Annotated in this window: 23 protein-coding genes and 1 tRNA gene; 19 read left to right on the forward strand and 5 right to left on the reverse strand. The window is 43.7% G+C overall.

The genetic code is table 11. The features are described from left to right. Positions 1-23 precede the first annotated feature (23 nt). Genes H6F41_RS02405 through H6F41_RS02415 form a run of 3 tightly spaced genes read right to left on the reverse strand, consistent with a single transcriptional unit; the run spans position 24 to position 3535 of the window. Positions 24-2426: a ComEC/Rec2 family competence protein gene (locus tag H6F41_RS02405; RefSeq protein ID WP_190401873.1), complete on the reverse strand. Its 2403-nt coding sequence runs from the start codon at positions 2424-2426 to the stop codon at positions 24-26. Positions 2427-2430: 4 nt separating this feature from the next. Further along, the gene (locus tag H6F41_RS02410) at positions 2431-2706 is read right to left on the reverse strand and encodes a hypothetical protein (protein ID WP_190401874.1); all 276 of its coding nucleotides are present in this window, start codon (positions 2704-2706) and stop codon (positions 2431-2433) included. Between the two features lie 4 nt (positions 2707-2710). After that, positions 2711-3535: a DUF4351 domain-containing protein gene (locus H6F41_RS02415; RefSeq protein WP_190401875.1), complete on the reverse strand. Its 825-nt coding sequence runs from the start codon at positions 3533-3535 to the stop codon at positions 2711-2713. Between the two features lie 138 nt (positions 3536-3673). Between H6F41_RS02415 and H6F41_RS02420 the strand changes: the two genes are divergently transcribed. From H6F41_RS02420 to ureC, 17 genes are all read left to right on the forward strand, one after another. Continuing rightward, positions 3674-5365, forward strand: coding sequence for an ABC1 kinase family protein (locus tag H6F41_RS02420; RefSeq protein ID WP_190401876.1), 1692 nt, complete (start codon positions 3674-3676; stop codon positions 5363-5365). Positions 5366-5515: 150 nt separating this feature from the next. After that, entirely contained in the window at positions 5516-6253 is a 738-nt protein-coding gene (locus H6F41_RS02425; RefSeq protein WP_190401877.1) for a Stp1/IreP family PP2C-type Ser/Thr phosphatase, read from the forward strand. A gap of 66 nt (positions 6254-6319) precedes the next feature. Further along, positions 6320-6919, forward strand: a complete 600-nt coding sequence (locus H6F41_RS02430) for a hypothetical protein (protein WP_190401878.1) — start codon at positions 6320-6322, stop codon at positions 6917-6919. 48 nt (positions 6920-6967) lie between these two features. Further along, positions 6968-7564 carry a recombination mediator RecR gene (gene recR / locus H6F41_RS02435; RefSeq protein WP_199288635.1) on the forward strand — a complete coding sequence of 199 codons (597 nt, stop codon included), beginning with the start codon at positions 6968-6970 and terminating at the stop codon, positions 7562-7564. Between the two features lie 140 nt (positions 7565-7704). Next, a complete protein-coding gene (locus H6F41_RS02440; RefSeq protein WP_242022878.1) occupies positions 7705-8328 on the forward strand; it encodes a YdcF family protein in 624 nt (207 codons plus the stop codon). A 128-nt stretch (positions 8329-8456) separates the two neighbouring features. Then, positions 8457-8529 (forward strand) — tRNA-Phe (locus H6F41_RS02445). A 167-nt stretch (positions 8530-8696) separates the two neighbouring features. Beyond that, positions 8697-9215 carry an FKBP-type peptidyl-prolyl cis-trans isomerase gene (locus tag H6F41_RS02450; RefSeq protein WP_190401879.1) on the forward strand — a complete coding sequence of 173 codons (519 nt, stop codon included), beginning with the start codon at positions 8697-8699 and terminating at the stop codon, positions 9213-9215. 427 nt (positions 9216-9642) lie between these two features. Continuing rightward, on the forward strand, positions 9643-10962 hold the full coding sequence (gene urtA, locus H6F41_RS02455) for an urea ABC transporter substrate-binding protein (protein ID WP_190401880.1): 1320 nt from the start codon (positions 9643-9645) through the stop codon (positions 10960-10962). Positions 10963-11082: 120 nt separating this feature from the next. After that, the gene (locus H6F41_RS02460; RefSeq protein WP_190401881.1) at positions 11083-12252 is read left to right on the forward strand and encodes an ABC transporter permease subunit; all 1170 of its coding nucleotides are present in this window, start codon (positions 11083-11085) and stop codon (positions 12250-12252) included. A 27-nt stretch (positions 12253-12279) separates the two neighbouring features. After that, entirely contained in the window at positions 12280-13470 is a 1191-nt protein-coding gene (gene urtC / locus H6F41_RS02465; protein ID WP_190401959.1) for an urea ABC transporter permease subunit UrtC, read from the forward strand. Continuing rightward, a complete protein-coding gene (urtD, locus tag H6F41_RS02470; RefSeq protein ID WP_190401882.1) occupies positions 13445-14194 on the forward strand; it encodes an urea ABC transporter ATP-binding protein UrtD in 750 nt (249 codons plus the stop codon). The genes urtC and urtD overlap by 26 nt, the downstream gene beginning before the upstream one ends. 30 nt (positions 14195-14224) lie before the next feature. Further along, positions 14225-14947, forward strand: a complete 723-nt coding sequence (gene urtE, locus H6F41_RS02475) for an urea ABC transporter ATP-binding subunit UrtE (protein ID WP_190401883.1) — start codon at positions 14225-14227, stop codon at positions 14945-14947. Between the two features lie 57 nt (positions 14948-15004). Beyond that, the gene (locus tag H6F41_RS02480; RefSeq protein WP_190401884.1) at positions 15005-15829 is read left to right on the forward strand and encodes an urease accessory protein UreD; all 825 of its coding nucleotides are present in this window, start codon (positions 15005-15007) and stop codon (positions 15827-15829) included. 7 nt (positions 15830-15836) lie between these two features. Next, a complete protein-coding gene (gene ureA / locus H6F41_RS02485; RefSeq protein WP_190401885.1) occupies positions 15837-16139 on the forward strand; it encodes an urease subunit gamma in 303 nt (100 codons plus the stop codon). Positions 16140-16171: 32 nt separating this feature from the next. After that, the gene (locus H6F41_RS02490; RefSeq protein ID WP_190401886.1) at positions 16172-16816 is read left to right on the forward strand and encodes a Uma2 family endonuclease; all 645 of its coding nucleotides are present in this window, start codon (positions 16172-16174) and stop codon (positions 16814-16816) included. 55 nt (positions 16817-16871) lie between these two features. Then, positions 16872-17183 carry an urease subunit beta gene (locus H6F41_RS02495; protein WP_190401887.1) on the forward strand — a complete coding sequence of 104 codons (312 nt, stop codon included), beginning with the start codon at positions 16872-16874 and terminating at the stop codon, positions 17181-17183. Between the two features lie 4 nt (positions 17184-17187). Further along, the gene (gene ureC, locus H6F41_RS02500) at positions 17188-18900 is read left to right on the forward strand and encodes an urease subunit alpha (RefSeq protein WP_190401888.1); all 1713 of its coding nucleotides are present in this window, start codon (positions 17188-17190) and stop codon (positions 18898-18900) included. A 15-nt stretch (positions 18901-18915) separates the two neighbouring features. Here the strand turns inward: ureC and H6F41_RS02505 are convergent, their stop codons facing one another. Together H6F41_RS02505 and H6F41_RS02510 are read right to left on the reverse strand one after the other, a co-directional pair. Beyond that, complete coding sequence (locus H6F41_RS02505; RefSeq protein WP_190401889.1) at positions 18916-19533, reverse strand: DedA family protein; 618 nt, start codon at positions 19531-19533, stop codon at positions 18916-18918. Positions 19534-19616: 83 nt separating this feature from the next. Then, positions 19617-20252 (reverse strand): exopolysaccharide biosynthesis protein, encoded by a 636-nt coding sequence (locus tag H6F41_RS02510; protein WP_190401890.1) that lies wholly within the window; start codon positions 20250-20252, stop codon positions 19617-19619. Between the two features lie 201 nt (positions 20253-20453). Here H6F41_RS02510 and H6F41_RS02515 point away from each other — a divergent pair, with 201 nt between their 5' ends. Continuing rightward, positions 20454-20945, forward strand: coding sequence for a hypothetical protein (locus tag H6F41_RS02515; protein WP_190401891.1), 492 nt, complete (start codon positions 20454-20456; stop codon positions 20943-20945). A 165-nt stretch (positions 20946-21110) separates the two neighbouring features. Continuing rightward, on the forward strand, positions 21111-23024 hold the full coding sequence (locus H6F41_RS02520) for a M24 family metallopeptidase (RefSeq protein WP_190401892.1): 1914 nt from the start codon (positions 21111-21113) through the stop codon (positions 23022-23024). The last annotated feature ends 175 nt before the right edge of the window (positions 23025-23199 follow it).

Below are 23199 nucleotides of genomic sequence, written 5' to 3' on the forward strand. Positions count from 1 at the left end.
CAGGTTTTAGGGTTTGAATTGGCTCATATTGGTGACTGGGCATCTTGCTGATCGCGGAGAGTTTGAAAATCTTGGTCAGGATTCCATTGAATTGAACCATCACGCCCCGTCCATAACACTTTGGTTTTATTCTCATAGAGCTGATTAACCATTGCTTCAGAAAGACTAGTTGAGGATGCGATCGCAATTCGCGGATTGATTGCCTGTAATAGTGTTGGCTCAAGTTGCCCCCCCGTCCACCAAAGCACATTACTCGATAACTGGGGTAGCAACTCCACCTGTTCAGATATTTTACTTTGGGATTTTTGGTCAGTGTTGGCAATTAGTAACCAAGACAATTCACCAGTTTTAATTTTCAGTACATCAGGTGACTGGTTAAGTAATTGCAACGATATTTGATTGTTAATGGTGATGGTTTCGCCCAATTTTGTGGAGACAATGGGGGTGTTGGCACTGGTCAAAGCCTGTTGGAGTGACTGATAGGTTTTAGGCGTAACGCCAATATTCATGTCCCGAAACTGACCAATCTTAGTTGAACCAGTAGCTAAGACATTCCAGCCATCACTAAAATCAGGTTGAGTATCGGTAGAAATTGCCCAATCGAGACGATTAATGCCGAGCTTTTGGATTAATGGCTGCAAGGTAAAACTAGCAAATTGGCGATTGCCACTATTGATCAGCACCGTTTGTCCTTGATTTTTAATCAGCATGATCGGCACATCATTAAATGATGGCAAGATGATTTGAAAGGTATTTGCCTGTGCGATCGCATTGGGAACAAACATCACCCCACAGGCTAAAGCAAAGGCAATTGTCCAGCGCTGCATCTTTTTAAACCAAGGCACTAGCCAAATAGCGATGAACAACATATAGGCGACCAACATTTGCCAAATTGTGATCGCACCAACACTAGTATTCGCATTGGGCAAACTAGTAATCCATTGAGCTAGCCCAATCGTCCAATGCAATAGGGGATAGAGAAACCATGCAATCGCTGCACCCAGTGGCACAAACAGCACTCCCAAAAATCCGCTAATAATGCCGCCATAGGTGGAGATGGATACTAAAGGCGTAGTGATCATATTCGCCAACAAGCTATAGGGTGAGAGCTTGCCAAACACCAGTAGTTGCAGTGGCAATGTCCAGATATAAGCAGCGATCGGCACGGATAGTAATTCTGCGATCGCAGGTGGCAGCCATTCCAATCGCTCCATGATTGAACGAGAGGTAGTGATTAAGCCAAAGGTTGCTAAAAAACTAAACTGAAACCCTAAATCCCAAATCCAGAGTGGTTGATATAGCAATAGCAATACGGCGGTGACAATTAGCCCAACTACGGGGCGGCTACGTCGCTGCACCACCAAACCAATCAAACTACCAAAGCCCATCACCACGGCGCGTAAAATTGATGGGCTAGCCCCCGTCAGCAGTAAATATGCCCCTAAACAAAGGCAACCAATCATGAATTGTGACTTTAGCGAACTGGTGCGGGTGATGGCGATCGCTGCCCCAAGTACCAAGGTGACTTGAAAGCCAGAAGCCGCCAACACTGCCGCTAGTCCTGCCTGAATAAAGACATCTTTAAGATCGCTGGGTAAATCTACAGCCCGACTGCCCAAAACCAAGGAACTCAAGAGCGCCCCCTCTGGCACTCCTGCCCCTGTCACATGGGCGCGAACAATGCGACTGACAAACCACCATTCCCCAAAACTCGGTGAATCTCCCTGCAACAAGAGTGAACGTCCACTCAGTCCCGCAAATACACCCTGTCGCGCTAAGTAGTTTTTGAAATCAAATGCCCCAAAATTATCGGCACGGCTCGGTACATATAATCGTCCTGATAGCTCTAATAATTGCCCTGACTTTAATCCTGTAGATTCAATCAAGGGGACAGTGACATACAGCTTGCCCGATGTGGCGATGAATTTTTGCTCATTAAGTGTCTTAAGCCGTTCTTCCTGCATCTGCCTGAGCATTTCTGCTTTCTTCTGTCTAACCTCGGCATCATCTTTTTCATCTTCAGGCTCAGGAGTCACAGGTTTAGGAGGCTCATCATTCGCTTTGCCAGAGGGGTTAATTTCTTGCACCTCTAACAAAAACTTTGCCCTATCACTACGAGTTAGACTAGGTGTCTCGATGACCTTGCCACGGACGATAACATTAGATAATGGCGCGTATTTAGAAACGTCTTCCGCTTGCGGTTGAGGGGTGCGAACTTTGACGTAGAAACAGGCAAAGATTGCAATTAGGGTGGCTGCTAGATAAACCCAACGTTTAGGACCCAATCGCCACATTGCAGGAACTAAGAGGGATATCCCAAACCCAATCCCAAAGACTGCATAAAAGCCTGTCCAATCTGATAAAAAACTGGCATAAGCACCTGCCACAAAGGACAAAGCTAATACTAGGGCGACTTGCGATTTCATGGGTTTAGCTCAAATCGTCGTCATAGTTATTATGAATTTTGCGATCGCTAAATTCCGATGGTGGACGATCGTTACTCCAAGCCCACCAAGCCGCCTCACATTCACAATGATAGAATTCTTGCCATTTACGTTGATAATTCTCAATATATACAGGCGATCGGCGGTTTATCCACACAGCTTTAGCCTTACTTGGTAGTTGACTACATCGAGGACAGCAAAAACCACTAGCATGAGTCGCCTTCTCGACCCAATCTGGAGGAATCGGATTAAAAGCATCCATTCATTTATTTCTTCTTGCTAAACCACAGTTCTAAATCGGCAAGACTCTGAAAATCCAAAATCGCCTCAGCAAGACTTTCTAATCGGGGGATATGTAAGCGCATAATGCGAGTATGAAGTTTTGGTGGTAAAGTCCCAAACCTGTGGGTCAATTGCTTAAGGATAATCGCTAATAATCCTTGTTTGAGACCTTCTTGGCGACCTTCTCGAAGAATTGCTTGATATGTCACAGACTCGCGCATAATATCCCTCTTCAAAATTTTCTTAATAACATTTTCTTCTAAAACCAGACCTGCTAACACATAGGTTGCAGCTCCTATGGTTTTACGATCGTTGAGATCAGGTATTTCGTTAATTTTTTGAGCAATTTCTTGCAGTAGATGCTCTTTATTGGGGTCATTTACAAGTATAGCAAAGGGCAGCATACCTGAAGATTCTAAGAATTCGCTTGGTTCTTGCTCCCATAGTCTGATTACTTCAAATTGATGATGCGTTGTATCTTCCTCAAATTTGTTCTGAAAAACCAGATCGGAGCTTGTTGTTTTTAAATAAATTACGACCTGACGTATCTTTTTATCTGGGAATCTTCTTTTCCCACGTACCCAGTAATCCAACATTCTGAAAGGGATTTGCGGATCAGATTTAGTTTGAAATTCTAAATGCAGTAGCAGACCTTCTGCTTCTAGCAAAATTAAGCTATCTGCACGAATTGGTTCAACTGCTAGCTCTTGAGGTTGCACTTGTGTAAGTAAGATTGGCTCACCCAGCAACCATGAAGCAATATCAGCAGAGTAAGTTTCGGCAATAAATTTACAAATATTGTCAAACATTGACTGGTTTTAGACTTTTGAGAGGTTTTACATAGATTAAGTTGCTAATGACCAAATATTAACAACTATAAACATTCACGCTAAGATGTAAAGGTTTGTTACAGATTGTTGATTGTTCTAACGTCATTTAAGTGAGCCGTGCCAGCTTTATCCTCTGAAACCAATTATCGCTGGAGTCGTGACAACTACTCTGAATTCGCTCGTACCATTGATATTTGGCGTACTGTCCTTATATTTTCTTGGATGATCTGGATCGATGGCAAGAAATGGAGCTACATCGGTGGCAAAACTGAAGCCAAGGCAAAAAAACGTACTCGCAAACGGGCTGTCTGGTTACGTGAGTCAATGCTACAACTTGGTCCCACATTTATTAAGGTGGGTCAACTGCTCTCTACTCGTGCGGATATTTTGCCCGCTGAGTCGGTAGAAGAGCTATCAAAATTACAGGACAAAGTGCCTGCTTTCACCGCGACCAAAGCTCAGCAAATTATCGAAGCTGAACTGGGGAAACCCCTTGATCAAATGTTTAGCTACTTTGAGCCAGTTCCCCTCGCGGCGGCGAGTCTTGGTCAGGTACATAAAGCCCTATTACCCACTGGGGAAGAGATCGTTGTCAAGGTGCAACGACCGGGGTTATTAAAATTATTTGCGATTGATTTAGGTATTCTCAAGCGGATTGCTCAATATTTTCAAAACCATCCCAAGCATGGGCGCGGACGTGACTGGGTTGGTATTTATGAAGAATGCAGCAAAATTCTATATGAGGAAGCCGACTATTTAAATGAAGGCAAAAATGCCGATACCTTTCGTCGTAATTTCCGTGGGGATCACCGTATTATCGTACCGCGAGTCTATTGGCGCTATGCTTCGCGGCGAGTCTTGACTTTAGAATACCTACCAGGCATTAAGGTCAGCAACTATGCTGCCCTTGAAGCGGCGGGAATCGATCGCAGTGCGATCGCCCGTATCGGAGCAGAAGCCTATTTAGAACAATTACTCAATCACGGTTTCTTTCACGCTGATCCCCATCCTGGCAACTTGGCGGTCACAGGCAAAGGTGAATTAATTTTCTATGATTTCGGGATGATGGGACAGATTCAGTCAATTACCCGCGATAAGTTGTTACGCACTTTCTTTGGTATTGCTCAAAAGGATGCCGAAGCAGTGATTAATTCCTTGGTAGAACTAGGTGCATTAGAAATAACTGGTGATAGTGGCCCCATTCGTCGATCGGTGCAGTATATGCTCGATAACTTTATGGGACAGCCGATGGAAAAACAGTCGGTTGCTGCCATTAGTGATGATTTGTACGATATCGCCTATGACCAACCCTTTCGGTTTCCTGCCACCTTTACCTTTGTGCTTCGCGCCATCTCTACCCTCGAAGGTTTAGGGAAAGGACTGGATCCCAGCTTTAACTTTATGGAAGTAGCTAAACCCTACGCAACAAATCTTATGGAAAATGGTAGTAACAGAGAATCGGGTAGCCTATCCACCGCTTTTTTTGGGGAATTAGGCAGACAGGCGGCACAGGTCAGCAATACTGCGATCGCATTACCGCGTCGGATTGATGACACCCTTGCAAAGCTCGATCGCGGCGATATTCGCGTCAGAATCAAGTCGCAAGAAACTGACCGCTTGTTAAGGCGGCTTAGCAATGTCGGCATCGGTGCAATTTATGCCTTGTTGGGAGCAACTTGCTTGCTCTGTGCCACCCTGCTATTTATTAATGGTTGGCAAATTCCTGCATTGGGTGCAACCATAGTTGCAGTGATCTTTGTGTTAACTTTATTGCGCCTGCTATCACGAATAGATCGTCCTGAAAGATGATCGATAGTAGTAAATGCCATTTGCGACTTTCATAATTTTCATTTTTCCATTTTTCATTACCACTGCTTTAGTTTTCGCCCATGGGCAGTAAACTAAAGATTGCGATAGCTAGAGTCAGTCAATTAAATACGTCGAGCCGAACCATTTAACATGAAGCGTCTATTTGCGGGAGCAACCGATACAGGTTGTGTCAGATCAGCCAACCAAGATTCTTACTATATCGATCCCAATGGCAGATTTTTTGTAGTTGCTGATGGCATGGGAGGACATGCAGGCGGCGAGATCGCAAGTAAGATTGCTGTCGATGCAATTCGTGCATGTCTAGAAGCACTTTGGGAGATCGAGGAAGATACACAAACCTTAATGCAAGAGGCAATCTTTAAGGCAAATCAAGAAATCATTCGCGATCAATCAGCAAATCCTGTGCGATCGGATATGGGGACAACCATTGTTGTATTGGTATTTCGTAATGAGCAACCCTGGTTTTGTCATATTGGGGACTCCCGACTATATCGCCTGCGTGGAGCCAAGCTAGAACAGATCAGCGATGACCATACATGGATTGCAAGGGCAATTCAGACAGGGGTAGTCAATCCCGAAGATGCGAAAACCCATCCTTGGCGACATATGCTCTTGCAATGCTTGGGACGTGAAGATGTCAAGTCCATTACAGCTCAAGAACTTGAATGGCAACCGGGCGATCGCTTTTTGATCTGTAGTGATGGTTTAACGGAGGAGTTGAGTGATGATCGAATCACGCATCATCTCAAGAGCATTCGTAATTGTCAGCAAGCCGCCCAAGCTCTAATTGAATCTGCAAAGTTGCGCGGCGGTCGCGACAATATTACGGTGGTGATTGTCTCTAATGAGCTAACCCCCAACGGTTAAACACAAGGAGTAAGATCATTCAAATATGAATGATTGCTGTTGTTGTTGATCATTCTACAAAGCGTAATGAATAGACTTTGGAGAATCGCTTTTTTATTTTTAATCACCTTATCCCTAATTGCTTTGATTGGGATTTCTGATTTTCGTTTTTTTGCCGACTCGGAGACAAAATCTAGCCTTGCCGAAGAAGCTTGGGGGCAAGCAGGCTCGATCGCCTATCAGGCGGCGGCAAAAACCATGCGCTCAAAAAATAGAGATGGACTAGCGCTAGATAATATCCAGAAACGCTATTTACGTCGATATTTCCTTAACTACATTGATCGGGTCACAGTCATTTACAACGCGCAGATGATGGATCGCTGGGTGTTTGGGAATGTGGCTGTTCACTTTGGCGAAATTGAGTCGATTGCCCAAACCTATTGCGATCGCATTTATCTACGGGATGCTTACAAACCTGAAGACATAAAACAGTTATCACTCCTCGTGCATGAAATGGTACATGTCCGCCAATGCTTCCAAAATGGCGGATTGGATCAATTTGGTTATCAATATTTTGTCGAATATAAACGCGCCAAGCAAAAATACGAAAATAACCTAATGGAGAGAGAAGCCTATGACTTACAAAGTCGCTTCGTCCAAAAATATCAACAGGAGCAACAGGGTTGACCCGAAGCAACGTTAAAATTGTTAACGTCACTTCATGCCTCTGCTATCTTGTATACTCGCCCCCTAGCTAATCTGATCGAACAATTGCAGCGACTACCTGGGGTTGGAGCAAAAACCGCTCAACGCTTATCGCTGCATATCATCAAACGACCCACTGAAGAAATCGAAGCCCTTGCCCAAGCACTAATTCAGGCTAAGCAACAGGTGGGAAGCTGTACCATCTGCGGACATCTATCCGCAGAGCCAATTTGTGAAATCTGCGCCCATCCCAATCGTGATAATTCTGTGATTTGCGTAGTCTCAGACTCCCGTGATTTGATTGCCCTCGAAAAAACCCGTGAATATCGTGGCAAATATCATGTGCTGGGCGGACTAATCTCGCCCATGGATGGCATAAGTCCCGATCAGCTTAATATTCAAAATCTTGTTCGCCGCGTTAGTGGCAATAAAGTATCTGAGGTAATTATGGCGATTGCCCCTAGTGTTGAAGGCGAAACGACAACTTTATATGTCGGTGGATTGCTGAAGCCCTTTACAAAAGTTACGCGCATCGCCTTTGGCATTCCAATGGGTGGTGATTTAGAATATGCCGATGAAGTAACCCTTGCGAAAGCAATTGAAGGTAGGCGCGAGCTGGATATGTAGTTGACGTAAAATCCAGTGCTACAACCCGTGGCACGCACGGTGTGTGCGCCACAGGTTGTAGGGATTTATATTTAATTGCACCCAGTTACTTAATGAATTTTCGAGAAAATTTGCCCAAGCGCTAAAAATATCGAAAATAAATGGAAATATCTGGTTGCATATTGTTACAACATGTCGATAATATCTTGCTGATTCACGATGCCATAATGACGATGATTAACCCATTTTCTAGCAGAATTTCTACCACAGCGTTATCTGGGTTAATTGGTTCGGGTTGCATGATCTTTGGTGTACCATGTTTACCCTCAATCAGCACCAGTCAAGCCGCTCGACAGCCACAGGCAATTTTAGTTTTAGGTGGTGAGCCGTCTCGCGAAAAATTTGCGGCTCAGTTTGCGCTCAAACATCCACAGTTACCGATATTTGTCTCTTCTGGCAGTCCAGAGGAATATGCTGAGTATGTTTTTGATCAGGCAGGCGTAAAACGCGATCGCATTCACTTAGATTATCGTGCAGTTGATACGGTGACTAACTTTACAGTGATGGTCTCGGAGTTAGAACAGCGTAATATCAAGGATGTATATGTGATTACCTCCGAGTTTCATATGCCCCGCGCCTTGGTTATTGGCAAGATTGTTTTAGGTAGTCGTGGCATTGAGATGCATCCTGTCACATTTCCTTCGCCAATTAGATCCGCAGAGCAACCTGTTAAGGCTTGGCGTGATGGTTTGCGATCGGTCTTTTGGGTTGTAACTGGCTCTTAGAAGTTGCTTCGAGCCGCAACTTCTTTCTTGTTTTTGGTTCTAAACAAATTTTGAGAAAATTTTGAAAATACTATTGCTCTAAAATCCACTTCGGTGTTATCTTAGTAAAGCGCTAAAACAAGCGCAACGCCGGGATAGCTCAGTTGGTAGAGCAGTGGACTGAAAATCCACGTGTCACGAGTTCAAATCTCGTTCCTGGCATAAATTTCCAGATAAACAACTTAAATTAGCTTCAATTAGTTTAAATCAGCCATATTTAAGTCATAACCAAAGAAAAGGGTTCGCTCAGCGAACCCTTTTCTTTACAGCCCAAATCGCTGTAAGATGCCAAAGGCTCGTCATTACGTAATTGATTGGAGAAAACAGCCTTGAAAGGAATTTTGATTAGCTTTGGCATTATGGCAGTTGCTGTACTGGTCATTGTAGTTGCTCAAATTACAGGCGGACAGGCAGCAGTTGCTAGCACTGGTGCTCCATCGACAGGCGCACCGAGTCAAACAGAAGTAAAAATAGCAGAAGCACCTTTAATTAGTATGAGCGATTCAGAAATCAAAGAAACTGGCACTGGTCTCAAATATAAAGTGATCACGGCTGGTACAGGTGCAACACCGAAGAAGGGCGACACCGTAATTGTGCATTACACTGGCACACTCGAAGATGGAACTAAGTTTGATAGTTCTCGCGATCGCAATAGTCCTTTTTCGTTCAAGCTTGGCGTTGGTCAAGTGATTAAGGGCTGGGATGAGGGTCTTTCAATTATGCGAGTGGGTGATCGCTACACCTTGATTATTCCTCCCGATCTCGGTTATGGCGCTCGTGGTGCAGGTGGAGTCATCCCTCCTAATGCCACCTTGATTTTTGATGTTGAGCTATTGCGTATTTCCTAAATACTTCTAAAATCCCAACTTTTTAATATCCTAAGAAGCGATCACAGTTGATTTTATAAAATCAACTGTGATCGCTTCTTTAGTTAGTATTTTATTTCAGTTAAAACCCAAACAAATAGCAGTGCTACTGCTATTTGTTTGGGTTTTAAGTCTTAAGAAAAAATTATATTGCTAGACAAAAGCCAGATTTTAAATATCTTGTTATATCCCCATCAATCTCTCTGTTAGGCGCTTTAGAGACTGCAAAGAAGAATGGTATTCTACGATACAACTAGTTCAGTTTAACTATATAAGGATGAATCGTCAGTTGTTTTGATTGATGCAAAAAAAGGAGTAACATTATCACTCTAATTTTTGATTAATATTATCGAAAATTCGCTTTCGCATAAAACGTATTCTTCTCAAGTTCTGGAGGCACTAAAGTTTAATGGGCAGTCAAATGAATCGTCGTAAATTTATAGTTTATGGATCTGCGGCTCTAGGAGTCAGCAGTTTGATTAAGGCATGTGCGCCAGCTACTACTACCCCCACGGCGACCACCGCAGCAGGTACAGCATCACCAACCGCCACAGCCGCTAGCGGTGACACCATCAAGGTTGGTATTTTGCACTCTTTGAGTGGCACGATGGCAATCAGTGAAAAGAGTTTAGTTGATGCAACTCAACTTGCGATCGAAGAAATCAATAAAGCTGGCGGTGTATTAGGTAAACAAATTGAAGCGATTGTTGAAGATGGCGCTTCTGACTGGCCAACATTTGCTGAAAAAGCTAAGAAACTGATCGATCAGGATAAAGTTGTAGCTGTCTTCGGTTGCTGGACTTCCGCTAGCCGTAAGGCCGTGCTACCAGTATTTGAATCCAAGGATCATTTACTCTTCTATCCTGTTCAATATGAAGGACAAGAATGCTCGAAGAATATCTTCTACACTGGTGCTGCTCCTAACCAACAAATTGAGCCTTCTGTAGACTGGCTACTCAAGAATAAGGGTAAAGAATTCTTCCTTGTTGGTTCTGACTATGTATTCCCCCGTACTGCGAATACTATCATCAAAGCACAATTGGAAGCTTCAGGTGGCAAGGTAGTCGGTGAAGATTACCTACCTTTGGGCAACTCTGAAGTCACCCCGATTATTTCCAAGATCAAGCAAGCATTGCCTAATGGCGGCGTAATCTATAACTCCCTGAACGGTGATAGCAACGTTGCTTTCTTCAAGCAAATGCAAGGTGCTGGTCTCACTGCGGACAAATATCCTTCGATGTCTGTCAGTATCGCGGAAGAAGAAGTCAAGGCAATTGGTCCTGAATTCCTGAAGGGTCACTACGCTGCTTGGAACTACTTCATGACCGTTGACAATCCTGCCAACAAGAAGTTTGTAGAAGCATTCAAAGCCAAGTATGGCGCAGATCGCGTAACCAATGATCCGATGGAAGCTGGTTACATTGCTGTCAACATTTGGGCGCAAGCAGTTAAGAAGGCAGGTAAAGCTGATGATCTTGAAGCTGTAAGAATGGCTGCTCTTGGTCAAACCTTTGACGCTCCTGAAGGCAAGGTAACTATGGAAAACAGCCATCACCTTTCTAAGTTTGTAAGAATTGGTGAAGTTACAGCCGATGGTCAGTTCAAGATTGTCAACGAAACCAAAGAAGCAGTTGCACCATTACCTTGGAACCAATTTGTTGCAGAAACTAAAGGCTACTACTGCGATTACTCTGACAAAGCGAAGGGTGGCAAGTTCAAAAAAGCTTAAGCATTCTGTATAACTTTAAGCTAAAGCTAAACGAAAAGATGTAAGGGCAATTGATTAATTGCCCTTACATCTTTTCAATATCTATGTCAAGACCGAATACCGATAAATGTTGATAGAAACATGACAGACAACCTTCTTCAACTTCTTCAGGGAGTATTTAACGGCATCAGTACAGGTTCGGTTTTGTTGCTAGCTGCACTGGGTTTGGCGATCGTCTTTGGTTTGATGGGCGTAATTAATATGGCTCATGGAGAACTGATGATGTTTGGAGCCTATACAACTTTTGTGGTGCAGAATGGCTTCAAAGGGTTAGGAGAACCTTGGACAGATTTTTATGTATTCGCAGCGCTGATAGCTGCTTTTTTAGTGACCGCAGCGATTGGCTTTCTCTTAGAAAAGGGAGTAATTCGTCATCTTTATGGCAGACCATTAGAAACATTGCTGGCAACTTGGGGCGTGAGCCTGATTTTTCAGCAATTCGTGCGTAGTGTGAACTGGATAATTTTAGCGGGACTCATCATTTTTAGCATTTTATATTTTGGTGGCGTTTGGATTCTCCAAAAGCGCCCCAATTGGCTAGCAATTCGTAGTTGGGCGATCGCAATTTTATTGCCCCTATCCCTTGCGATTTCGGGAACTGTGGCTGTATTTATGGCGCAGACTTATAAAATTGCCGTAACTCAGCCTTGGTTTGGAGCGCAAAATGTAGATGTAACTGCTCCAAAATGGTTGCGTGGAGGTCTAGAGCTTGGCGCGATTCAGCTTCCCTATGTGCGTTTATTTATCATTGCGCTCACAATTGTTTGCGTAGTTGGCATTTATTTATTTCTAGAAAAATCTCCTTGGGGTTTACGCATCCGCGCTGTCATGCAAAACCGCCAGATGAGTTCTTGCTTGGGTATTCCCACCAAAACTGTTGATGCTCTAACCTTTTCCCTTGGCTCAGGTCTAGCAGGAGTAGCGGGCTGTGCGGTCAGTTTCCTTGGCTCCGTTGGTCCTAATACTGGTCAGAACTACATCGTAGACACATTTATGGTAGTCGTCGTTGGTGGTGTTGGTAAGTTGATCGGTAGTATTGCGGCAGCGATGGCAATTGGGATTACGAGCTATCTATTTGGATCGCAGACCTTTGTCACTTTGTTTGGTCCACAAAGCCCCGTCGCAGGATTTTTTACTTTCTTTGGGACAACCAGCATGGCGAAAGTATTGCTATTCCTGATGATTGTTGCGTTCTTACAGTACAAGCCTGCAGGCATGTTTCCTCCGAAAGGTCGTTCCGTGGAGTTGTAATCACCATTAGAGAATAGATAAATGAGCATGATCGAAGATATATCTCAGAATATTCCGACTTCTGCGATCGCAAAAAAAAACTGGCGATCGCTTGGCATTGAAATTGCTGTTGGTTTTGCGATCGCACTAATTTTGATTTTTGTGATCCCCCCTATTTTTACTGCCACAGGTCAAGAATTTAGAATTACGATGCTAGGTAGATTCCTCGCTCTAGCAATTGTGGCTTTGGGAATTGACTTAATCTGGGGCTTTACAGGACTTTTGAGTTTAGGGCATGGAGTTTTCTTTGGTTTAGGTGGCTATGCCTTGGCAATGCACCTAAAACTACAATTTCCAGCCGATGCAACTCAAAAGCTACCTGAATTTATGCCTCTTTACGGCATCAATAAGCTTCCCGCCCTATGGGAACCATTTCATTCTTTCCAATTTACGGTATTAGCAATTGTCCTTATTCCTGCGATTGTTGGAGCAGTTTTAGGATACTTGGTATTCCGTAATCGGATTCGCGGTGTCTATTTCTCAATTCTCACCCAAGCTACCACAATCATCTTTTTCAACTTTTTCAATGGCCAGCAACAACTGATTAATGGAACTAATGGGCTTACTGATTTCAAAACCATTTTTGGCTATGACATCAATGCCCCTGAAACCCAAAGAGTTTTCTACATTCTGACTGTAGTCTTTCTTGGCTTAGCCTATGTACTCTGTCGTTGGTTGACCAGTGGTAGATTTGGGCGATTACTCATTGCCCTAAGAGATGATGAGAATCGTGCGCGTTTTTCGGGCTATAACCCCACAGGTTTTAAGGTTTTAGTATTTGCGATATCCGCAGTTTTAGCAGGCATCGGCGGTGCGTTGTTTACGCCCCAGACAGGCATCATTTCCCCTAAATCCATGGATATTGCCCTTTCCATTGAGATGGTCATTTGGGTAGCGGTAGGTGGTCGCGCCACTCTAATCGGTGCATTAATCGGTACGATCTTAGTTAACTTTGCCAAAAGTTTACTAAGTGAACAGTTTCCTGAAGTTTGGTTATTCTTTCAGGGCGCGATGTTTTTACTCGTCGTTATGGTGCTGCCCGATGGTTTGGTGGGTTGGTGTCGCACCACTGGTGTATTGCTATTCAAGAGATTATTTGGTGGCAGACCAACCGTTACATATCCCAGTCTTGAGTTAGATCCAGAGGTACAAAATGAACGGCAAAATCTTAGAGATTGAAGATGTTACGGTAAGCTTTGATGGGTTTAAAGCAATTAATCACTTGAACTTTGACATGGAACAAGGGGAATTGCGAGTGATTATTGGGCCTAATGGTGCTGGTAAAACAACATTCTTAGATGTAATTACTGGCAAAGTAAAGCCGACCGAAGGTAAAGTTCGGTTTAAAGGCAGAAATACACGATCGCTAGCGGAACATCAAATCGCCAGAATGGGCGTGGGACGTAAATTCCAAACTCCACGCATCTATCTCAATCTCACCCCAAGAGAGAATCTAGAACTCGCCAGTAATCCTAACAAGAATGTTTTTTCCACTCTTTTTAAGTCACCATCGGTAGTCGAAAAGCAAAAGGTAAACGACCTATTGCAAACAATTGGACTGATGAATAAAGCCACGATGAAAGCGGAATTCTTGTCCCATGGCGAAAAACAATGGCTAGAAATTGGCATGTTAGTCGCTCAATCTCCCGATCTCTTGCTTGTGGATGAACCCGTTGCTGGGTTGACCGATGAGGAAACTGAACAAACAGGCGAACTATTAATGTCACTCGCAGAATCCCATTCGATTATTGTGATTGAACATGACATGGAATTTGTCCGCCAGATCGCTCGCAAGGTCACGGTTTTACATGAAGGTTCAGTGCTTTGCGAAGGTAACTTCGATGAAGTCAAGAATAATCCTCGAGTCGTTGAAGTTTATTTAGGTCAGCAAGAAGAAGATTAGTTAACATTCAACTTAAAGCAAAGGTGATTTATGGAAGAAGTTTACGATCCAATTTTACAAATTAATAATCTCAATGTTTATTATGGCGAAAGTCATATTTTACGAAATGTTGATATGGGTGTGGCTTCAGGAAAAATGGTCTGCCTGATTGGTCGCAATGGAGTTGGTAAAACGACGCTCCTAAAAACAGTAATGGGATTGCTCAAGCCCAGACAGGGAGAAATATCTTTTTTTGGTAAAGATATTAATGAGCTAACCCCTGATCAACGCGCCCGCATGGGTGTGGGCTATGTGCCTCAGGGGCGTGAAGTAATGCCGCGCATGAGTGTTAAGGAAAACCTTTTGCTAGGTCTTGAGTCTCGTCCTGTTAGTCCTGCGGTACGTCAAACTCTTTTGGATATGGTGTTTGAGCTTTTTCCTGTTTTGAAGTCAATGCTCAATCGGATGGGCGGTGACTTGAGTGGTGGTCAACAGCAACAACTTGCGATCGCAAGAGCATTGATGGGACAACCAAAGTTACTCATCCTTGATGAACCAACGGAAGGAATTCAGCCTTCGATCATTTTGGAAATTGAAGCGGCGGTTAAGCATATTATTGCAACGACAGGCATCTCAATTCTATTGGTAGAGCAGCATTTACACTTTGTGCGCCAAGCCGATTGGTACTACGCCATGCAAAAAGGCGGCATTGTCGCTTCTGGCAAAACGTCAGAACTAAGTAACGAAGTCATTCAAACATTTCTAGCGGTTTAATATTGTAATAAAGGGCAGCATAGCTGCCCTTTATTACACGATGAGGATACTTTCTTTATGGTTGCATCTTGGGCAGGAGAATTAGAACTAGAATTTAGCAAACGGAGTCAACAAACAATATTAAATCGTAGCTATACCGTAGCACCTTGGAAAATCCAGCGATCGTTATATCCTGAAGGTGAAGAAGTTTGTCATTGCATTCTCTTACATACCGCAGGTGGTTTAGTCGGTGGCGATCGCCTATCAGCCAAAATTCATTTACAACCGCAAACCCAAGCCCTAATTACTACTGCTGCCGCCAGTAAAATCTATCGCAGTACAGGTGCAGAATCCTTACAAAATATCCATATTCAAATTGATGAAGGCGCAAATTTGGAATGGTTTCCCCAAGAGACAATTGTGTTTTCCAAAGCGCAATATCGTCAGCAAACAAGAATTGAACTAGCCCCAACTGCTACCTGTACAATGTGGGAAATCATTCGGTTTGGTCGTACAGCTAGAGGGGAAAAATTTCTAGAAGGTAACTGGCGATCGCACACAGAGGTATGGCGAGACCAAAGCCCCTTGTGGATTGATCGACAACATCTTCATGGAAATATTGACATATTAGGCAGTCCTAACGCTTTAAATGGTTTTGCGATCGCAGCAAATTTTATCTTTGTCGGCACAACCGTAGAACCTGAATTAATTACCCAGATTCGTTCTACTTGGGAACATGGCAATTATCAGGGAATGTCAGGAGTGACGCGATCGCAATCAGGTTTAGTCTGTCGCTATTGTGGTGATTCCTCTGGTGATGCGCGTAAATGGTTTCAAGAAATTTGGCAGCTTTTGCGTGTATCCTATAGGGATAGAAAGATATGCGTACCTAGAGTTTGGTAATTATCCCATGCAACTTACGCCTCAAGAAAAAGATAAATTATTGATTTTTACGGCTGCATTACTAGCAGAACGTCGTAAAGCTAAAGGCTTGAAGTTAAATTATCCTGAAGCAGTCGCGTTCATCACTGCCGAGATTTTGGAAGGAGCAAGGGAAGGTCGCACGGTTGCTGAGCTAATGTCCTATGGCGCGACTTTGCTCACCCGTGATGATGTGATGGAAGGCATTCCCGAAATGATCCATGATGTGCAAGTGGAAGCAACTTTTCCCGATGGAACTAAGCTTGTGACAGTACATAATCCTATCCGCTAACCAGCAATCCAAATACATTATGGAGGTCTGAGATGATTGCGATCACTACACCCCAAAACAAACAAAAGTTGGCAGATGGCAAACCTAAATTAACCTTTGACCAGTTTTTAAAAATATATCCAGAATATGGACATTTTGAACTGATCGATGGTGAGGTAGTTGAGATTTGTGAAATGGCATTTACACGCAATCATGATGATGTTGGTGAATTCATTGATAGACGCTTTTATCGAGAGGTGGAACGTTTGTCTCTCAATTATGTAATTAAAAGAGCTATTCCCATCAGAACTATTGACCAACAAGGCAATGAACGCGGACGGATACCTGATTTAAGCGTAATTGATGCAACTATTTGGCGATCTAATCGTGGTGACTATAGGGGTTTACGCGAAACAATTCAGCTAGCTGTTGAAGTCATTTCTACAAATTGGGAGGATGATTATATTGACAAGTTTGAGGAATATGAACGGATTGGTATTCCCGAATATTGGATTGTCGATTATTTAGCGATCGCAAGCCGTGAGTTTCTTGGTAACCCTAAAATACCGACTGTGTTTGTTAATTTACTAGATGAAAATGGCAAATATCAAACAACTAAATTTACAGGAGATGACAAAATTATTTCACAGACTTTTCCTGAACTAGACCTAACTGCTGCTCAAATTCTGAACATTTAGGATGTATAGCTGCATCCCAATTAAATAAAAATCAAATAAAAATGGAGATAAGTCTATGATTGTTGGTGAAATCATTACTCAAGAAGGTGATATTGAATTGAACGCTGGGCGCGAAGTGATTACACTCAAGGTTGCTAATTCAGGCGATCGCCCAATCCAAGTTGGTTCACATTATCATTTTTATGAAACCAATCGAGCGCTGATATTTGATCGCGATCGCTCTAAAGGTACACACCTTGATATTCCTGCGGGGACTTCCATCCGCTTTGAACCAGGGGATGAAAAGGAAGTAAATCTCGTTCCCTATGTGGGGACTCGCGAGATTTATGGATTTAATGCTTTAGTAGAAGGCAAATTGGAGAATTAAACGAATGAGTTACAGAATGTCCCGCCGCGCCTACGCAGAAACCTATGGTGCAACCGTTGGTGATAAAGTTCGCTTAGCCGACACCGAACTATTTATTGAAGTGGAACGCGATTACACCACCTATGGCGATGAAGTCAAATTTGGTGGTGGGAAGGTGATCCGTGATGGCATGGGACAATCGCCAATTACCAATGCCAATGGAGCTGTTGATTTAGCAATTACCAATGCACTGATTCTTGATTGGTGGGGCGTAGTCAAGGCAGATGTGGGGATTAAAGATGGCAAGATTGTCGCGATCGGGAAGGCGGGAAATCCCTATATTCAGGACAATGTAAACATCATCATTGGTCCAGGTACAGAAATCATTGCAGGGGAAGGACGAATTCTCACCGCAGGGGGGATTGATACGCATATCCATTTCATCTGTCCGCAACAAATCGAAGTTGCGATCGCATCGGGGATCACAACAATGATTGGTGGTGGAACTGGCCCTGCCGTTGGCACAAATGCTACCACCTGCACCCCCGGTCCTTGGAATATTTATCGAATGTTGCAAGCTGCCGATGCTTTTCCGATGAATATAGGTTTTTCGGGTAAGGGCAATAGCAGCAAGCCCGAAGGACTAATTGAGCAAGTAGAAGCTGGGGTAATTGGGTTGAAACTCCATGAAGATTGGGGAACCACTCCTGCCACGATTGATACTTGTTTAGGTGTTGCCGATGAGTACGATGTGCAGGTTGCCATCCACACGGATACGCTCAACGAAGCGGGATTTGTGGAAGATACGATCGCAGCATTTAAAAATCGCGTGATCCACACTTACCACACCGAAGGCGCAGGTGGTGGTCATGCTCCCGACATTATCAAAATTTGTGGGGAAGCAAATGTGCTGCCGTCTTCCACTAATCCCACTCGTCCCTATACTTTAAACACGCTCGATGAACATTTGGATATGCTGATGGTCTGCCACCATCTCGATCCGAGCATTCCCGAAGATGTATCTTTCGCAGAATCAAGAATTCGTCGCGAGACGATTGCGGCTGAAGATATTCTCCATGATATCGGGGCATTTAGTATGATTTCCTCTGATTCGCAAGCAATGGGAAGAGTTGGCGAAGTGATTATTAGAACTTGGCAAACTGCCCACAAAATGAAGGTACAGCGAGGCGTGCTTGCCAGTCCAGAGAGTACAAGGGCGGATAACTTCCGCGCTCAGCGTTATGTGGCAAAGTACACGATTAATCCTGCAATTACCCATGGTATTGCTGAATATGTCGGTTCCATTGAAGTTGGCAAAATTGCCGACCTTGTTCTCTGGCATCCTGCTTTTTTTGGAGTCAAGCCTGAAATGGTGATTAAGGGAGGATTTATCGCATGGTCACAGATGGGTGATGCCAACGCCAGTATTCCTACACCACAGCCTGTGTACATGCGTCCGATGTTTGGCAGTTATGGCGGTGCGATCGCAAAAACATCCTTTACCTTTGTTTCTCAAGCGGCGATGGCTCTGGGCATACCAAATCAGTTGGGCTTGCATAAACAAGTGCTGACGGTTAAGGGTACGCGCAATATTAGCAAACGTGACATGAAGCTCAATGATGCGCTGCCTCGGATGGAGGTTGACTCGGAAACCTATGAAGTGAGGGCAGATGGCGAATTGTTGACCTGCGAACCAGCCTCGGTATTACCGATGGCTCAGCGCTATTTCTTGTTTTGAAATATTTTTGAGGCGTTAACGAGGTTGCGATCGCTTCCACAAGCGATAACCAATAAACGAAGCGATTGCAATAAACAAAATAGCCCCAACAACCTTAGTGATTACATCAATATAGTCTTCGACTAGCTTGTAATTTCTACCTAGAAAATAACCTGCATAGGTTAATAGAGATACCCAGCCCAATGTGCCGAAGGTGGAATAGAGAAAGAAAGGTATTAGCGGCATTTTGCTAATTCCTGCGGGAATAGAAATCAATGTGCGAATTCCTGGAACTAAACGACCAAAGAGAACTGCCTTTGAGCCATGCTTGTGAAACCAGTTTACTGACTTATCAATATCATCGCCAGAGATACCAATCCACTTGCCATAGCGACTTGCTAATAGTTGTAGGCGATTTTGCCCCAAAAGTAATCCCGCATAGTACCAAGGGATCGCACCTAAAATAGTTCCTAATACTCCCACGATAATCGCAGGAATAACTTGAATTTGTGTATTAGGGAAAGTTGCTGTATAGCCAGCCAAAGGCATGATTAGCTCAGAGGGAATTGGCGGAAATAAATTTTCTAAAAACATCAACAATCCGATCCCCAAGTAGCCAAGGGAGTTCATCGTGTTAGTAATCCATTCTGTCATTGCGTTCGCTCAATCTATCGGATTTTTTCTATAAGCTTGTGCGCTCACATAGTGAGAATGGCACAAGCTCTCAAACTACTGGTTTATCTACCTAATAAGCTCTTGATGGTCAGGCGTAACCAGTCATAGAGACTTGTACCACCAACGGCGATCGCATAGAGGATCGAAATGGTTAAGGTTGCACCACATACGCATAAAAGCATCCCGCCTAAACTAATTGCGCCATCATCATCTAATAGCCCAAATCCTGTCACAAAGATTCCCATGGCAGGCAAAGTATTGGTACCAGGTATGGGGATCATCATCGAGATTGACATCAGTGCGATCGCAATTCCAATTATGATTTGACCTAATCGACTGGTACAAACTGGGGTAAGCCGTGGTTTCGAGAGTCGTTCAATCTTTTGCATCCAAGGAATACCGAGTTTGACAATTCCCTGCGCTCGCTGGATGGAAATGGGACGGTGCATAATTTTTGAGGGCAACCAAGGCGTTTTTGCACCAATAATTAACTGTGAGGCTAGTAATAGCATCACGATACCGAAGGGGACAGAATAGCCTGCGGCGGGAATCGGTAAAGCTGAGGGCAATGCTAGCAATACAAACAAAAAACCAAAGGTACGCTCACCCGCTAGCTCTAGCACTGCCGCGAGGGTCACATGCTCATCGGGAGGCTCTTCAATAAAAAAGTTATGCAAGTCTTGAGAAAGTTGAGCCATAATTTCGTAAATGTTAGCGCTGACTGAATCCTATTCAAAATCGTAGCGAATATTGCGATCGCAATCATCAATAAACGTTATGTTAATAGAGTATGTCGCTAATTGTATTTGTAAGCAGATCTAGATAAGCACCGATGTTTAGGATGCAATTAGGCAAAGTTAATTCAAAGTAACTGTTAAAGTAACTGTGGCTAATCGTCCATGAAAAAGTCTTTTGTTTATCACACTTTGCAAGTCGGCTCACTCATTGCCGTCTGTTCGATGCTGTCGCTATGGGCATCTAATCAACATGTGGAAATGATTTCTAACCTTCTAAACGAGATCGATTCGCTGTTGCTGATTCTCATGATTGCCGTGGCGTTACCTTACTTTTGTTTTAAGGTGCTAGGTAAACTATACACCCCGCCCAAAGCTCGAAATTCCAATAATTTCGCAGACACCGAGCAAGAGATCGAGCAAGGAATGCTCTACCGAGGCAGTTGGTACAAGCCAGAAGAAATGCCCAAAAATAGCGATCGCGAAAATGATTCTCTTGAGTCTCCCATGCCGATTAAATATCGAGGAGCTAACATTGCCAATCATGACGAGCAGTCTTCTCAAGGTATTTCCAGTTCCTTCGCAACCGAAAGAGATAGTCAAAAATCGGCAAAGCCCAAAGAAAGAATTAAATACCGTGGAGCCTACGTTGATTAATCGCAACAAAATAATTCAAACCAAAACCCAGAAGCGTGAGCCGCCCGCCTCTGGGTTTTAAGGTTATTTATACTGAACTACTTACACTCTCTGACTTGGATCTGTAGCAGCCGATAGCGATAGGCTAAAATCTGGATAATCCTATTGCTATACAGAGACAACTTCATGGTTTTATTGCAGAGCTTGCCCACTCAATCCCCTCATCAATCTGCTGAATTAAACGGAACTGCTCAGAAATTTGCGGTACTGCGATCGCAACTGGCAAAATATAAACTAGATGCCTATTTTGTCCCTTCTGCCGATGAGCATCTTAACGAATATTTGCCCGAAGCGAAACAGCGTCGTCAATGGATTAGTGGATTTACAGGTTCGGCAGGTGATTTTTTAATTAGCACTGATAAAGCTTGGGTATTTGTGGATTCGCGCTATTACGAGCAAGCGGATATGCAAATAGATGCCAATCTGCAAAAAGTCTGCAAAGTTGGTTTAGAAGATCACCAAACTGTCGAAGAAGTGCTTGCAGAATTGGGGCAACAGGCTAGCGCCAATTCTCAAATTGTACGACTAGGGATCGATCCATTTACGATTACTGTCGCCCAATATCGCCGCTTTTCTGAACGCCTCAGCAGTTGTGGTGTAGAAATTGTGCCAATTATTGACAACCTCGTAGATGCCGTGCGATCGCAAAATCCTTGGGCATCCAACGAGCCTGTGCCATCCTTTGGGGATCAACCCGTGATCGCCCTGCCTGACACAATTACTGGGGAAAGTCTTACCCAAAAATTAGGACGAGTCCGTGAGTCCATGGACAAAAAGAAAGCCGCGATTTTACCTGTGACCAAGCTTGACCAAATTGCGTGGCTTTATAACTTGCGTGGTCGTGATGTTGAATGCAATCCTGTTTTCATTAGCTATGCCATCGTTACTCAAAATGAGGCATATTTATTCACTAATACAGCCCGAATTGACGAACCTGTGCGCCAATCTCTAGCGGGACAGGTGCAAATTCTTGATTACGAGCAATATATCCCCATTTTGCGATCGCTAGTGCAAGAACAGCAAGATGCACAAAATGTATTAATTGCGATCGCGCAAACCACCTACGGCACATATCTCCAACTTCAGGAAGTCAAGGCAAAAATTGTCGAAGCTGAACATCCCGTGGAGATGTTTAAGTCTCATAAAAATGCTGTAGAAATTGCTCAAATGCAGCAAGCCAATCTCAAAGCTAGCTGGGCAAAGACACTCACCCTCAAATGGATAGAAGAACAAATTGATGCTGGACATAGCATCAGTGAACGAGATGTTGCCAATAAAATTGAAGGCTTGTACCGCCAACAAGAAGGATTTTACGATCTTAGTTTCCCAACGATTGCAGGTACTGGGGCGAATGGTTCAATCGTTCATTACAGCAATCCTAATCCTGCTTGCCAACTTCTCAATGGTGACTTACTACTCTTAGATTCTGGAGCGCAGTTTTATGGTGGAACTACTGATGATACGCGCTCGATTAGCCTTGGCACACCGACAGAAGAACAACGAAACTTCTATACCGAGGTTCTCAAATCCCATATTAATTGTGCCATGCAGAGATTCCCTAAAGGCACAACTGGTAGTCAAATTGATGGGATTGCCCGTTCTTCGATGTGGCAAAGTGGTCTAGATTTTGGGCATGGCACTGGGCATGGTGTGGGTGTGTTCCTCAATGTCCATGAGGGGCCCAATGGCATTAGCAAGCGCGTCAATCAGTCCCTCGATCTTGGCACGATTAATAGTATCGAACCAGGTTACTACAAACCGAAATGGGGCGGTATTCGCTTGGAGAATCTCTATTTTGTCAAAGCAGCTAAAAAACAGGATTCAGAGAGTTCTCAGGAGTCAGATACCGATGCGACACTTTGGTACGAGTTTGAATCTTTGACCTATATTCCCTTTGACAAGAAGTTAATTGATCGCCACAAGCTCAATTCTCAACAGATTGCATGGCTAGAGAATTACTATGCTGCTGTGGTGCAGAAGCTATCACCGATGCTCTCTGATGCAGAAACAGCATGGCTAAAACAAGCTTGTAGCATTTGATGCCCCCTTTCCAGTCAAGAAACAATGGTGCGCGGCTGCGCCGCACACCATTGTTTCTTGGTTTTAGAGGTCGATTTCTTCGGCGAGAAGGGAGCAGCAAATCTAAAAAGTTTGAAAAGAGGATTAGTTTAGTTTTATTATTTGATTATTCGGGGAAAGATAACCAAAAAACTAA

It is taken from the genome of Pseudanabaena mucicola FACHB-723, assembly GCF_014696385.1.
Classification (GTDB): domain Bacteria; phylum Cyanobacteriota; class Cyanobacteriia; order Pseudanabaenales; family Pseudanabaenaceae; genus Pseudanabaena.

What these genes read in the sequence shown, in the direction of transcription:
- H6F41_RS02405 (WP_190401873.1), bottom strand. Translation starts at nt 2,426, where the DNA reads ATGAAATCGCAAGTCGCCCTAGTATTAGCTTTGTCCTTTGTGGCAGGT.
- H6F41_RS02410 (WP_190401874.1), bottom strand. Translation starts at nt 2,706, where the DNA reads ATGGATGCTTTTAATCCGATTCCTCCAGATTGGGTCGAGAAGGCGACT.
- H6F41_RS02415 (WP_190401875.1), bottom strand. Translation starts at nt 3,535, where the DNA reads ATGTTTGACAATATTTGTAAATTTATTGCCGAAACTTACTCTGCTGAT.
- H6F41_RS02425 (WP_190401877.1), top strand. Translation starts at nt 5,516, where the DNA reads ATGAAGCGTCTATTTGCGGGAGCAACCGATACAGGTTGTGTCAGATCA.
- H6F41_RS02430 (WP_190401878.1), top strand. Translation starts at nt 6,320, where the DNA reads ATGAATAGACTTTGGAGAATCGCTTTTTTATTTTTAATCACCTTATCC.
- H6F41_RS02440 (WP_242022878.1), top strand. Translation starts at nt 7,705, where the DNA reads ATGGAAATATCTGGTTGCATATTGTTACAACATGTCGATAATATCTTG.
- urtA (WP_190401880.1), top strand. Translation starts at nt 9,643, where the DNA reads ATGGGCAGTCAAATGAATCGTCGTAAATTTATAGTTTATGGATCTGCG.
- H6F41_RS02460 (WP_190401881.1), top strand. Translation starts at nt 11,083, where the DNA reads ATGACAGACAACCTTCTTCAACTTCTTCAGGGAGTATTTAACGGCATC.
- urtC (WP_190401959.1), top strand. Translation starts at nt 12,280, where the DNA reads ATGATCGAAGATATATCTCAGAATATTCCGACTTCTGCGATCGCAAAA.
- urtD (WP_190401882.1), top strand. Translation starts at nt 13,445, where the DNA reads ATGAACGGCAAAATCTTAGAGATTGAAGATGTTACGGTAAGCTTTGAT.
- urtE (WP_190401883.1), top strand. Translation starts at nt 14,225, where the DNA reads ATGGAAGAAGTTTACGATCCAATTTTACAAATTAATAATCTCAATGTT.
- H6F41_RS02480 (WP_190401884.1), top strand. Translation starts at nt 15,005, where the DNA reads ATGGTTGCATCTTGGGCAGGAGAATTAGAACTAGAATTTAGCAAACGG.
- ureA (WP_190401885.1), top strand. Translation starts at nt 15,837, where the DNA reads ATGCAACTTACGCCTCAAGAAAAAGATAAATTATTGATTTTTACGGCT.
- H6F41_RS02490 (WP_190401886.1), top strand. Translation starts at nt 16,172, where the DNA reads ATGATTGCGATCACTACACCCCAAAACAAACAAAAGTTGGCAGATGGC.
- H6F41_RS02495 (WP_190401887.1), top strand. Translation starts at nt 16,872, where the DNA reads ATGATTGTTGGTGAAATCATTACTCAAGAAGGTGATATTGAATTGAAC.
- ureC (WP_190401888.1), top strand. Translation starts at nt 17,188, where the DNA reads ATGAGTTACAGAATGTCCCGCCGCGCCTACGCAGAAACCTATGGTGCA.
- H6F41_RS02505 (WP_190401889.1), bottom strand. Translation starts at nt 19,533, where the DNA reads ATGACAGAATGGATTACTAACACGATGAACTCCCTTGGCTACTTGGGG.
- H6F41_RS02510 (WP_190401890.1), bottom strand. Translation starts at nt 20,252, where the DNA reads ATGGCTCAACTTTCTCAAGACTTGCATAACTTTTTTATTGAAGAGCCT.
- H6F41_RS02515 (WP_190401891.1), top strand. Translation starts at nt 20,454, where the DNA reads ATGAAAAAGTCTTTTGTTTATCACACTTTGCAAGTCGGCTCACTCATT.
- H6F41_RS02520 (WP_190401892.1), top strand. Translation starts at nt 21,111, where the DNA reads ATGGTTTTATTGCAGAGCTTGCCCACTCAATCCCCTCATCAATCTGCT.